The sequence below is a fragment of the Nocardia lijiangensis NBRC 108240 genome (assembly GCF_001613045.1).
Taxonomy (GTDB): Bacteria; Actinomycetota; Actinomycetes; order Mycobacteriales; family Mycobacteriaceae; genus Nocardia; species Nocardia lijiangensis.
The window spans coordinates 25,076-37,611 of record NZ_BDBP01000002.1 but is presented as its reverse complement, the minus strand read 5'-3'; the positions used below and the strand labels follow the sequence as shown (position 1 = coordinate 37,611).

Annotated in this window: 11 protein-coding genes; 9 read left to right on the top strand and 2 right to left on the bottom strand. The window is 70.6% G+C overall.

The features are described from left to right. Nucleotides 1-53: 53 nt before the first annotated feature. Nucleotides 54-473, bottom strand: a complete 420-nt coding sequence (locus NL1_RS01105) for a cupredoxin domain-containing protein (protein ID WP_084510202.1) — start codon at nt 471-473, stop codon at nt 54-56. A gap of 140 nt (nt 474-613) precedes the next feature. On the opposite strand from NL1_RS01105, the gene NL1_RS01100 reads away from it, so the two are divergent. The 7 genes from NL1_RS01100 to tsaD all read left to right on the top strand — a co-directional run bounded on the left by NL1_RS01100 (nt 614) and on the right by tsaD (nt 7,933). Further along, a complete protein-coding gene (locus NL1_RS01100) occupies nt 614-2,053 on the top strand; it encodes an NAD(P)H-hydrate dehydratase (protein ID WP_067833237.1) in 1,440 nt (479 codons plus the stop codon). Between the two features lie 601 nt (nt 2,054-2,654). After that, nucleotides 2,655-3,779 carry an alanine racemase gene (alr, locus tag NL1_RS01095; RefSeq protein WP_245673033.1) on the top strand — a complete coding sequence of 375 codons (1,125 nt, stop codon included), beginning with the start codon at nt 2,655-2,657 and terminating at the stop codon, nt 3,777-3,779. Nucleotides 3,780-3,845: 66 nt separating this feature from the next. Then, a complete protein-coding gene (locus NL1_RS01090; RefSeq protein ID WP_084510208.1) occupies nt 3,846-4,958 on the top strand; it encodes an alpha/beta fold hydrolase in 1,113 nt (370 codons plus the stop codon). A gap of 108 nt (nt 4,959-5,066) precedes the next feature. Further along, nucleotides 5,067-5,516, top strand: a complete 450-nt coding sequence (gene tsaE, locus NL1_RS01085; protein WP_067833057.1) for a tRNA (adenosine(37)-N6)-threonylcarbamoyltransferase complex ATPase subunit type 1 TsaE — start codon at nt 5,067-5,069, stop codon at nt 5,514-5,516. Between the two features lie 157 nt (nt 5,517-5,673). Then, nucleotides 5,674-6,375: a tRNA (adenosine(37)-N6)-threonylcarbamoyltransferase complex dimerization subunit type 1 TsaB gene (gene tsaB, locus NL1_RS01080; RefSeq protein WP_067833055.1), complete on the top strand. Its 702-nt coding sequence runs from the start codon at nt 5,674-5,676 to the stop codon at nt 6,373-6,375. Continuing rightward, nucleotides 6,375-6,893, top strand: a complete 519-nt coding sequence (rimI, locus tag NL1_RS01075) for a ribosomal protein S18-alanine N-acetyltransferase (protein ID WP_067833052.1) — start codon at nt 6,375-6,377, stop codon at nt 6,891-6,893. Before tsaB ends, rimI begins: the two co-directional genes overlap by 1 nt. Next, on the top strand, nt 6,890-7,933 hold the full coding sequence (gene tsaD / locus NL1_RS01070) for a tRNA (adenosine(37)-N6)-threonylcarbamoyltransferase complex transferase subunit TsaD (protein WP_067833050.1): 1,044 nt from the start codon (nt 6,890-6,892) through the stop codon (nt 7,931-7,933). The genes rimI and tsaD overlap by 4 nt, the downstream gene beginning before the upstream one ends. Nucleotides 7,934-8,039: 106 nt before the next feature. Here tsaD and NL1_RS01065 read toward each other — a convergent pair whose 3' ends face one another. Beyond that, nucleotides 8,040-9,629 carry a DUF7159 family protein gene (locus NL1_RS01065; protein WP_156094589.1) on the bottom strand — a complete coding sequence of 530 codons (1,590 nt, stop codon included), beginning with the start codon at nt 9,627-9,629 and terminating at the stop codon, nt 8,040-8,042. A 652-nt stretch (nt 9,630-10,281) separates the two neighbouring features. On the opposite strand from NL1_RS01065, the gene groES reads away from it, so the two are divergent. Together groES and groL are read left to right on the top strand one after the other, a co-directional pair. Further along, nucleotides 10,282-10,584, top strand: coding sequence for a co-chaperone GroES (gene groES, locus NL1_RS01060; RefSeq protein WP_067833047.1), 303 nt, complete (start codon nt 10,282-10,284; stop codon nt 10,582-10,584). Nucleotides 10,585-10,768: 184 nt separating this feature from the next. Further along, on the top strand, nt 10,769-12,379 hold the full coding sequence (gene groL, locus NL1_RS01055; protein ID WP_067833044.1) for a chaperonin GroEL: 1,611 nt from the start codon (nt 10,769-10,771) through the stop codon (nt 12,377-12,379). The last annotated feature ends 157 nt before the right edge of the window (nt 12,380-12,536 follow it).

The window sequence follows — 12,536 nt, the reverse complement described above, 5'->3', positions numbered from 1 at the left end:
CTGAACACGGGGCATCCGCCTGCGGTGTGCGGACCAGGGCGGTGTGACGGAAACTACTGAACGGTGACGGTCCCGCGCATCTCCGGGTGCAGGGTGCACAGGTAGCGGAAGGTGCCGGGCTGGGTGAAGGTGTAGCTCCACTCGCCCTTGTCGAAGATGGGGCTGTTGATGCCCATGGCCTTGTCGCCGATGCCCTGCACGGAGTGGGGCGCTTTGTCGGAGAACTTCCAGGTGACGGTGTCGCCGACGCCGATGGTGACGTTCTCGGGGGAGAACTTCATGTCATCCACGTCGACGGTGACGCTGCTCCCCTTGCGCTCGCCGGTCGGTGCGGCGGTCGCCGACGTGGCCCGCCCGGTGGTGGTCGGCTCGGTGGCGGAATCGTCGGAGCCGCAGCCTGCCAGCATCAGCGTCGCCGTCAGGGCGAACGCGGTGACGAACGGGGCGGGCTTGGCGCGGCTGACCATCGGCATGATGTCCGAGCCTAGTCGCCGGATGGGCTGGGAACCGCCGGGGCTTGCGGCACGGCGGATTTCGCGGCCCCATTCGGTAGTGTCCGGACGTGCGGGCGGACGGCCCGAGGCACGCAGGTCCCGAACCAGTGGAGGCGCCGATGTCCGATCGACGGGGCTATTTCACCGCCGACGAAGTGCGCGCGGCCGAGGCCGAATTGTTCACCAGGGTGCCCGAGGGGATGCCCATGCAGCGCGCGGCGCACGGCTTGGCGACGGTCGTCGCCGATGAGCTGCGAGCGCGCACGGGAGGCGTCGCGGGGCGGTCGGTGACGTTGCTCGTCGGTTCCGGCGACAACGGTGGTGACGCCCTGTGGGCGGGTTCGAAACTGCGCCGACGGGGCGTGGAGGTGACGGCGGTGCTGCTCGATCCAGCCCGCGCGCACACGAAAGGCCTTGCCGCGCTGCGCGCCTCGGGCGGCCGGGTGCGTGCGGAGCTGGGCGCGCCCGATCTGGTCGTCGACGGCATCGTCGGTATCTCAGGGCGCGGTCCGTTGCGGCCACGCGCCGCGGAACTCGTTGCGGGGGTGGATGTTCCGATCGTGGCGGCGGATCTGCCGAGCGGGGTCGACCCGGACACGGGTGCGGTGGCCGGGCCCGCCGTGCGCGCGGCGGTGACGGTCGCCTTCGGCGCTTACAAGCCGGTGCACGCGCTGGCCGCGCCGTGGTGCGGACGAATCGAGTTGGTGCCCATCGGTTTGCGGCTCCCCGAGCCGAATCTCGCTGCCCTCGAACCGGGGTGGGTCGGTGCGCTGTGGCCGGTGCCGGGGCCGACCGATGACAAATACACCCAGGGTGTCACCGGAATCTGCGCGGGCAGCGCGACCTATCCCGGTGCGGCGGTGTTGTGCACCGGCGGCGCGGTGGCGGCCACCTCCGGCATGGTGCGCTACGCGGGTACCGGTTCGGCGCAGGTACTCGCACACTTCCCGGAAGTGATTGCGGCGCAGAACGTCCCCGACACCGGGCGAGTGCAGTCCTGGGTGTTCGGGCCGGGTTCGGGCACGGACGCGGACGCGCGCGAACGACTGGAGCGGATCCTCGCCACCGACCTGCCGGTGGTGGTGGACGCCGACGGGCTGACCCTGCTCGCCTCTGCACCCGAGCTGGTGCGCGGCCGGACCGCGCCGACGGTGCTGACACCGCACGCCGGGGAATTCGCCCGGCTCACCGGGCGGGAGGTGGGCGCCGACCGCGTCGGCGCGGTCCGCGACTTCGCCGAGGAGTGGCAGGTCACCGTCCTGCTGAAGGGCCGAGCCACCCTGGTGGCCGCGCCGGGTCGGCCGGTGCTGATCAACGAGGCGGGCGGTTCCTGGGCCGCCACCGCGGGCGCGGGCGACGTCCTCTCCGGCATCATCGGCGCCCTGCTCGCCGCGGGCCGCGACCCGGCATGGTCCGCCGCGGCCGCCGCCCGCGCGCATGCTCTGGCCGCCAACCTCGCCGCCCACGAGAACCACCCTGTCGCGGCTCCCACGTCGGCGTCCCCGCTTCTCGCTCATCTCCGAGCAGCGATTCGCACTTTGCGTTCGTTGAGTGCCTAACGCTGCTGGGTGAACTGCGTCGGCCCAGTTCGGGGCAGCCGCGTGCGGGGAGTGGGCGACGACCAGCTGTCGCGCTGTCCGTCGCTGCGGTGACCTCGCCCATCTCCTAGCGGCGATCCGCACCGCTGCCCAACGCTGCGGTGATCTCGCTCCACATCGCGACTGCGCCGTGCCCGACACGGCGGAGCGACGCTGATGCGTATCGGTCGAAGTCGGTGCGTTCCGAGCTCGCCCCGGCGTGCCATCGATGCCGATATTCGACCCGGGGTCGAAGCTGATTCGAGCGGCCGCGCCCGCTCCGCCGCAAAGTTCGTCGGGCAGGCGTCACGTTCACCTCTCCGCCGCTCGGCCGCCCGGGTCTGGGCCTGGACCGATGCGTGGTGATTGCCGGAGAGTGGCTGCGCACGATAGCCGGGTTGACGAGGGGGAGTGCCACCCCGATGGACGTCATTGTTTCACTTCTCAGGCCGTGCTCGGCCCGTTCGAACGGGCTTCGAGGGCGTGGCCGGGACCTGCTGGCCGGTACCCCCGATACCTCGATGACCTGCGGAATCGGTACTCCCTCGCGGCGCGCATTCCCGGGGTGGCAGGATCGGCAATCGTGAGTGCGCAAGTGGAGACGGTCGTCGATCTTGATGCCATTGCCCACAATGTGCGGGTTCTGCGCGAGTACGCGGGCGACGCCGCGGTGATGGTGGTGGTGAAGGCCGATGGCTACAACCACGGCGCGGTGGAGGTCGCGCGGACCGCTTTAGCGGCGGGGGCTCGGGAGCTCGGAACCACCACGATTCCGGAGGCCCTGCAATTGCGGGCGGCCGGGATCGACGCGCCGATTCTGTGCTGGCTCAACAACTCCGGCTCCGACTATGCCGCCGCGATCGCGGGCGATATCGAGATCGGTGTCTCCTCGCTGGCGCATCTGCGATCGGTCGAGGCGGCGGCGCGGCGGACGGGCCGGACCGCGACGGTCACCCTCAAGGTCGACACCGGGTTGAACCGCAACGGCATCGCCCCGGACGAATATCCGCAGGTACTCGCCGCGCTGCGGGACCTGGTCGCGGAGGGCGTCGTGCGCTTCCGCGCGATCTTCTCCCACCTAGCGCACGCCGACGAGCCCGACCACCCGTTCCTCGACGTGCAGCGCGACCGATTCGTCGAGGCCATCGCCGCGGCCGAGCGGCACGGTCTGCGGCCCGAGGTCGCGCACCTGGCCAACTCCGCCGCCGCGGTCACCCGGCCCGACCTGGCCTTCGACATGGTGCGCCCCGGCATCGCGGTGTACGGCCTGAGCCCGATCCCGGAGCTCGGCGATTTCGGGCTGCGCCCCGCGATGACCTTCCAAGCCAAGGTCGCGCTCGTGAAACGGGTGGCCGCCGGCGAGGGCGTCTCGTACGGCCACCAGTGGATCGCCCCGCACGACACCACTGTCGCCTTGATCCCCGCCGGGTACGCCGACGGCGTGTTCCGCCCGCTGAGCGGGCGCTTCGAGGTGTGGCTCGGCGGGATGCGGCGCCCCAACGTGGGGCGGGTGTGTATGGACCAGTTCGTCGTCGACCTCGGCGACAATGCCGCGGGCGTCGCGGAGGGCGACACCGCGATTCTGTTCGGCGGCGGCGCGGGCGAGCCCGTCGCGCAGGACTGGGCCGACCTGCTCGGCACCATCCACTACGAGATCGTGTGCTCGCCGCGCGGACGGGTCGCGCGGCGCCATGTCGGAGCGAACTGAGCTTGCCCGTGCTGACACCGTGTGCTGGACTCGTCACGTGTTCCGCTGACAGGTGAGGGGATCTCGATGCGACAGCGACGTCCGAAAGCGGTGCGGGGCAACAACAATCACTCGACCATCTGGCGCGGCGGGATGGCGACCGCCGGTATGGTCGGCGCGCTCGCCGGTGCGCACGCGCTGCGCCGCGCTGGCGCCAGGGTGCTCTGGCCCGCACGCCGCGACGAATACCGCGACGAGAACTTCGCGCTCATGTCGGAGGACCGGACCGGAGCGGTGATCACCGAGGACGGCGTCCGGCTCGCCACCAGCGAATGCGGTCCGGCCGACGCGCCGCTGACCGTCGTCTTCGTGCACGGCTTCTGCAACAGCATGGAGTCCTTCCACTTCCAGCGGCGCGATCTCGAAGAGCGCTGGGGTGCACAGGTCCGCCTGGTGTTCTTCGACCTGCGCGGGCACGGACGTTCCGGCACGCCGACGACCGAGAGCTGCACCGTGGCGCAGCTCGGCCGCGACGTGGCGGCCGTCGTCGAGACGACCGCGCCCACCGGACCGGTCGCGCTCGTCGGTCATTCGCTCGGCGGCATGGCCGTGCTCGCGGCGGCGGCCCAGTTCCCCGAGCTGTTCGCGCGCCGGGTGATCGCGATCGCGCTGCTCTCCACGGCGGCCGCCGAGGTCACCGGGGCGGGCATCACCCAGCTGATGCGCAACCCGGCGATCGATGGCTTCCGGCTCGCGGTGCACACCGCGCCCGCGCTGGTGCAGGCCGGGCGATCCACGGTGCGGCACCTGATCACGCCGATCCTGCACGTGAGCTCGTTCCGCGGCCCGGTCAGCCCGACGCTGTCCAGATTCACCACGCTGATGATCGACGACACCCCGGTGGAGACGATCGTGAAGTTCCTGAAAGCCATTGAGCTGCACGACGAATCGGCCGCCCTGCCTACGCTGGCCGGGCTTCCGGTGCTGGTGCTCGGCGGCGCGCACGACCTGGTCATCCCGTTCCGCAACTCGCGCGCCCTCGCCCGCGAGCTGCCGAACAGCGAACTGATCCGCCTCGGTGAAGCCGCCCACATGCCGCACCTGCAGTTCCCCGACATCGTCAACGCCGCGCTGCACCGGTTGCTGGTGCGCGCCGGATTCTTCCGCGCCGACGAGGACGACGCCGCCTCGGCGGGCTGAGCCGGGCCGGACGCCGCGATCGCGAAGCTGGTCGCGGCCGGGCCCACCCGCGCCGGTACGCTCGACCCGGATCAGCGACAGCGCGAGAACGGATCGGAGGGTCGTGCGGTGACGCAGCAACGGCGAACGCTGCCGACCGTGGAAGACACCGAGGCGCTGGGCCGCGAACTCGCTGCCGAACTCGGCGCGGGCGACCTCGTGGTGCTCGACGGTCCGCTCGGTGCGGGCAAGACCGCACTCACGCGAGGCATCGCCGCGGGCCTCGGTGTGCAGGGGCGAGTGAGCTCGCCGACCTTCATCATCGCCAGGCAGCACCGCGCGGGTCGGCGCGCGGGCGCCGCGCCGGTGCCGATGGTGCACGTGGACGCCTACCGGCTCGGCGGTGATCTGGACGCGCTCGACGCGCTCGATCTCGACACCGACCTGCACGATGCGGTGGTCGTCGTGGAGTGGGGCCTCGGCGTCGTCGAGCACCTGGCCGAGCGCCACCTGCGTGTGCTGCTGAGCAGGGAACCGGAATCCGATGTGCGAACCGCGGTCTGGGAGTGGGTCGGGTAGACGCAGGTCACACGGGGCGCTGCCGGACGCAGTCCGACGATGACCCGCGCATGGCCGGAGGTACGCACACCGCGTCACCAGCGGATCGACGTCCGGGTTTAGCTACCCGGTAGCTCCGCGTCGCGGCGAGGTACCACCCGGTATCGTTGGGCCAATCATGCTTGTACTCGCTGTCGACACCGCGACACCCGCCGTTACAGCGGGATTGGTGGAACTGGAGCAGGCCGCGCCCGATGCGGCCACCGTGGCCGAACTGCGCACCGTCGCCTCGCGGGTCCGGGTCGATGCCCGTGCCCATGCCGAGGTGCTGACCCCGCAGATCCTCGAATGCCTCACCGAGGCAGGCCGTTCCAGGACCGATATCGCCGCCGTCGTCGCCGGTGTCGGACCGGGCCCGTTCACCGGCTTGCGGGTCGGTATGGCCACCGCGGCCGCCTTTGGCGACGCGCTCGGCATCCCGGTGTACGGCGTGTGCAGCCTGGACGCGATCGCCTCGGACGTCTTCGCCGACGGCGAGTTCACCGCCGACGGCGAGCTGCTCGTCGTGACCGACGCGCGCAGGCGCGAGGTGTACTGGGCGAGCTACCGCGCCGGGACGCGGGTCTCGGGTCCGGATGTGATCAAGCCCGCCGCGCTCGACCACGGCTCGGCCGCGGCGATCGCGGGTTCCGCCTCGCACGTCGACCTGTTCGATCTGCCGGTGCTGCCGGTGGAGACGCCCTCGCCCGCGGGCCTGGTGCGCGTCGCTGCCGCCGAGCTGCTCGCGCGTGCCGTGCCGGAACCGCTGGTGCCGCTCTACCTGCGCAGGCCGGACGCGGTGGAGAACGCCTACCGCAGCCTCGACCGGACGGGAGCGTGATGGTGGACGACGAAGTGCGCACCGGCGCCTTCTCCATCGAGCCGATGAACGCGGCCGACATCGAGCGCTGCGTCGAACTCGAGCAGCTGCTGTTCCCGGAGGACGATCCGTGGCACGCGATCGCCTTCCGCTCGGAACTGGCCGGGCCGCACAACCGCTACATCACCGCACGCGACGAGGACGGGCGGATGGTCGGCTACGCGGGCGTGGCGCTGCTCGGTGACGCCGCACACCCCGAGGCCGAGGTGCACACCATCGGCGTCGACCCGAGCTGTCATCGCGCGGGCATAGGCACGCTGCTGCTGGAGGCGCTGCTCGCGGAGGCGGGCAAGCGCGGCGGACCGGTCTTCCTGGAGGTGCGCACCGACAACGCGCCCGCCATCGCGCTCTACGCCAAGCACGGCTTCCACATCATCGGCTTGCGTAAGAACTACTACCACCCCAGCGGCGCCGACGCGTACACCATGCGCAGGCCGGAACTGACCGCACTCCCGCTTCCCGACGAGGTGCTGTCGTGATCGTCATGGGCATCGAGTCCTCCTGCGACGAAACGGGAGTCGGCATCGTCCGCCGCAACCCCGACGGCAGCTGCGAGCTGCTCGCCGACGAGGTCGCCTCCAGCGTCGACCAGCACGCCCGCTTCGGCGGCGTGGTGCCGGAGATCGCCTCCCGCGCACATCTGGAGGCGATCGTTCCCGCCATTCGCCGGGCGCTTTCGGCGGCGGGCATCGCCAAGCCCGACGCGCTCGCGGTCACCATCGGCCCCGGCCTGGCCGGCGCGCTGCTGGTCGGCGTCGCGGCCGCGAAAGCCTATGCGGCGGCGTGGGATGTGCCGTTCTACGCGCTCAACCACCTCGGCGGCCACGTCGCGGTGGACACGCTGGAGCACGGGCCGATGCCGCCGTGCGTCGCGCTGCTGGTGTCCGGCGGGCACACCCATCTGCTGCACGTCACCGATCTGGCCGAGCCCATCGTCGAGCTCGGCAGCACGGTCGACGACGCGGCGGGGGAGGCCTTCGACAAGGTGGCCCGGCTGCTGGGTCTCGGCTTCCCCGGCGGACCCGCGCTGGACGCGGCCGCGGCGGACGGCGATCCGAAGGCGATCGCGTTCCCGCGCGGCATGACCGGTCCGCGTGACGCCCGCTACGACTTCTCGTTCTCCGGCCTGAAGACAGCCGTCGCCCGCTATGTGGAGTCCGCGCAACGCGGTGGAGTAGCGCCCGAGGACTTGCCGATTCCGAATATCGCCGCGTCCTTCCAGGAGGCGGTCGCCGATGTGCTGACCATGAAGGCCATTCGCGCCGCCCAAGACGTGGGGGTCGGCACCCTGGTGCTCGGCGGCGGGGCCACCGCCAACTCGCGGATCCGGTCGCTGGCCGAGGAGCGCTGCGCCGCGGCGGGTTTGACGTTGCGGGTGCCGAAACCGCGGCTGTGCACCGACAACGGTGTGATGATCGCCGCACTCGGCGCGCACGTCATCGCGGGCGGGGCGAAGCCGTCGCCGCTGACGGTCGCGACCGACCCCGGGCTGCCGGTCTCGGTGAGCCAGATCGCCTGAGACCGGTCGCGTTCGCCGTCTGCCGATCACAGTGCCGGGCAGGCCCGATCGAAATGTCCTTTCGGCCCGGCCCGGTGCGATTCGTTCGTTCGGGCTGAGCCGCCGTTCAGTACTGCGGGGCGAACTCGATTTCGAGGAGCGGCAGCGCGCTCGTCGTGCCCTGCCTGCCGGAGCCCGAGTGGGAGCGCGGCATCGGAATCGGCATCTGGGTCTGCGCGGGCGACTGGGTCGGGCCGCTCGCCGGAGGTTGCGACGGGCTCGTCGACGGTCCGTATTGCTCGAGGTTCTGCTGCGTGGGCGGCGGGGCGACGCCGGGCGGATTCAGCAGCGGGCCGAGCAGTTCCGGGAACGGGATGGGCGGCAGGTTCGGGTCCGGCCGCAGCGTCGGCTGGACCGACGGGATCGGCGCAGGCGTTGGGCCGGACACGGTGGCGGTGCGGGTCGACGGCAGGCCGGCGTCCTGGGTGACCGGCGGCGGTGCGCCGGTGGAGCGTTCGGTGGTCTCGCGGCCGGCGGTGGTGACGGAGCCGGTGGCGGGCGCCACCGTGATCGGCGTCGTCGGCAGCTGGGCGCTGCTCGTCGTGCCCGCGGGCGAAACCTCTTCGTCCGACGTCGGCGCGAAGGTCTTGAAGCCGTAGCCGATCACCAGACCGACCACCACGATGGCTCCCGCGAGCGTGCCGATGACCTTGGTGAAGGTGCCCGCGGGCGCGTCACCGCCGAGTCCGGCCATCACCGGGAAGCCGGAAGGCTGTGCGGCATCGGCCACCAGCGCTGCGCCTTTGGCGATGACCGCCTCCGGATCGTCGACGGTGAGCACGGGCACGTCCAGCTTGCGTTCGAGGGTCTCCAGGACCGCGGGGATGTTGGCGCCACCGCCGATCACCGCCACCGCCTGCGGGAACTTGGGCGCCCGCGTGAACACCGCCGCCGTGAACAAGGCGATGTCGCGCAGCAGATCTCCGATCAGCTCCTCGAAATCGGCCCTGGTGAGTTTGAGCGGGCGGCCCGCGATGTGGTCGATGGTGACCGCGGGCGCTATCGAGAGATGTTCCTTGGCGGCGCGGCCGCGGTTGGTCAGCATGCTGCGGTTCGGCCTGGTGCCGCGCCGGGCGTAGTGGACGTCGACCAGATGGTGGTAGATGAGGTCGTCGATCGCGTTGCCGCTGATCGCGTGGATGCGTTCGGAGCGCAGCACGGTGCCGTCGGCCTGGTCGGCGACCGTGACGCTGAGACCGGTCGCGCCGAGGTCGACGATGGCCACCGTCTCGTAGCGGTCGAGCAGCCCGGTATGACGCAGGAAGGTGAGCGCGGCGTCGCTCTCCGGTACCAGCTTCAGCTCGCGCTGTTTGCCGGTGGCCGAACGGATCACCTGCTCCTGTTCCTTGCTGCGGTAGGCGACGGCGACGCTCGTCGGCGGTTCGCCCGCCGCTGCTTCCAGCCCAGCCGAGCCGGTGCCCGCGAACCGGACGCCGACCGGCTGGGAGGGCCACGCGATGTCGTGCGGCACTTGCTGAGTCGGCAGCTGGGTGGTCATCAAGTCGATGGAGGACGCGACGAGATCACCGATGTCGGAATGGGCCGCATCGGCGGAAACGACGCGGTAGTCGAAACTTTGGGCGCCGTTCGGCGCGGTGGCGACAAGCGCCGAGCACACGACCTCGTTCCCGGCCGAAATGCCGAGGGATGTTCGCATGTTCACCTCCCTTCGAGCGGATGGTCATGGTGGCGCCGACCATCTCGAATGGACTTCCGGACCGTCGCGTGATCGGCGAGCGATCCGAACTCGGGATCCGACCGGACCGCCGTCCGGGTGGGTCGTGGGAACCGGCCTTGGATCACGTGTGGACTTGCCCTCTGGGTGAAGCTGTGTCGCGCAACCGAATCTGTGACGCTGTGCTGGTTCTTTCGTAACGCTCGGTGCTTCCCGCGGACGCCGGTTCGTGATGAACACGGCGGCCGAAGAAACGACCGTCGTCAATACTGTCACAATCCGTTATCCGAACGTTACAGATTTCCCGAACCAATAGAAAGCCCCGAGACCATGGGTCGACCAACCCTGGTGAGTGCATGTAGGCACAGGGCGGGTCGGCGACGCGCACTGGCACCGCCCGGCCTTGAGCGCTGGCACTCTCGTGTATAGAGTGCTAGTGGCACTGGTGAACGTGGTCGGCCGGGTAACCGTCCACCCTCCGCATTCGCCGGGTGTCAGCAGTTGTGACTACTGAGCAGGGGTCCCGGCACCCGCGACGACGGGGCTATGCGCAGGGTCAGCACCGTGACCGAACCGATGGTCCGGGACAACAGTTCCGGACGACCGCAAATCCCCTGAAAGTGGAGGGCTCAACGTGGCGAGCGTGAACATCAAGCCGCTCGAGGACAAGATCCTCGTCCAGGCCAACGAGGCCGAGACGACGACGGCCTCCGGCCTGGTCATCCCGGACACGGCGAAGGAGAAGCCGCAGGAAGGCACCGTCGTCGCCGTCGGCCCCGGCCGCTGGGTCGAGGACGGCGAGAAGCGCATCCCGCTGGATGTCCAGGAAGGTGACACCGTCATCTACAGCAAGTACGGCGGCACCGAGATCAAGTACCAGGGCGAGGAGTACCTGATCCTGTCCGCGCGCGACGTGCTGGCTGTCGTCAGCAAGTGACCGCGCTCGGCGCGGTCCGGATCGGACCGCGCTTCCCGGCCACACCCGGGATCGAGTCGTAACGACGTTGCCCCGGTTCCCCGCCCAAAGGGGCCGGGGCACCGTCGTTTCAGCCCACCGGGCGGCGATCCGCACGGCCCCACCGGGCCGGACCCGCCGCCCAGGCATCCAAGGAAAAGGACTTATGGCAAAGCAGATCGAGTTCGACGAGAAGGCTCGCCGGGCTCTGGAACGCGGCGTCGACAAGCTCGCCGACGCGGTGAAGGTCACTCTCGGCCCGCGCGGCCGCCACGTGGTGCTCGCGAAGGCCTTCGGCGGCCCGACCGTCACCAACGACGGCGTCACCATCGCGCGCGACATCGACCTCGAGGATCCGTTCGAGAACCTGGGCGCGCAGCTGGTCAAGAGCGTCGCCACCAAGACCAACGACGTCGCGGGCGACGGCACCACCACCGCGACCGTGCTGGCCCAGGCGCTGGTGCGCGGCGGCCTGAAGAACGTCGCCGCGGGCGCCAACCCGATCGTGCTCGGCTCCGGCATCGCCAAGGCCGCCGAGGTGGTCTCCGCGGCGCTGCTCGCCGCGGCCACCCCGGTCACCGGCGAGAAGGCCATCGCGCAGGTGGCCACCGTGTCCTCGCGCGACGAGCAGCTCGGCGAGATGGTCGGCAAGGCGCTCTCCACCGTCGGCAAGGACGGCGTCGTCACCGTCGAGGAGTCCTCGACGCTGGAGACCGAACTCGTCGTCACCGAGGGCGTGCAGTTCGACAAGGGCTACCTCTCGCCCTACTTCGTCACCGACACCGACACCCAGCAGGCGGTGCTCGAGGACGCCCTGGTGCTGCTGCACCGCGACAAGATCAGCTCCCTGCCGGATCTCCTTCCGCTGCTGGAGAAGATCGCCGAGAGCGGCAAGGCCGTCCTGATCATCGCCGAGGACGTCGAGGGCGAGGCGCTGTCCACCCTGGTGGTCAACTCCATCCGCAAGACCCTCAAGGCCGTCGCGGTGAAGGCGCCGTTCTTCGGTGACCGTCGCAAGGCGTTCCTGGACGACCTGGCCGTCGTCACCGCGGGCACCGTGATCAACCCCGACCTGGGTATCACCCTGCGCGAGGCGGGTCTGGAGGTGCTGGGCAAGGCCCGGCGCGTGGTCGTCACCAAGGACGACACCACGATCATCGACGGCGCGGGCACCGCGGACGACATCGCCGCCCGCAGCGCGCAGCTACGCCGCGAGATCGAGGCCACCGACTCCGACTGGGATCGCGAGAAGCTCGAAGAGCGCTTGGCCAAGCTGGCGGGCGGTGTCGCGGTGATCAAGGTCGGCGCGGCCACCGAGACCGCGCTCAAGGAGCGCAAGTACCGCGTCGAGGACGCGGTGAGCGCGGCCAAGGCCGCGGTCGAGGAGGGCATCGTCCCCGGTGGTGGCACCGCGCTGGTGCAGGCGGGCGCCAAGCTCGTCGAGCTGCGCGACTCGCTGTCCGGCGACGAGGCCGTCGGCGTCGAGGTGGTGCGCAAGGCGCTGGAGGCGCCGCTGTACTGGATCGCCACCAACGCGGGCCTGGACGGCGCCGTGGTGGTCAGCAAGGTCATCGAGGGCAAGGAAGGCTTCAACGCCGCCACCCTCACCTACGGTGATCTGCTCACCGACGGTGTGGTCGACCCCGTCAAGGTGACCCGTTCCGCGGTCGTCAACGCGGCGTCGGTCGCGCGCATGGTGCTGACCACCGAGAGCGCCGTGGTCGACAAGCCCGCCGAAGAGGCGCACGACCACGGTCACCACGGTCACGCGCACTGACGCGTCGAGCGTGTGAAGGCCCCCGGATGGTTGCATCCGGGGGCCTTTTCGTGGGGTGGGGGCCTGCGCCGGTTCGCGGGCCGCGCGGCGGCGGATCGTGAGAGATGACAATTCGTCGGCTCCACCGCGCGGGGAGGGGCGATGAGTTTCGGTCTGC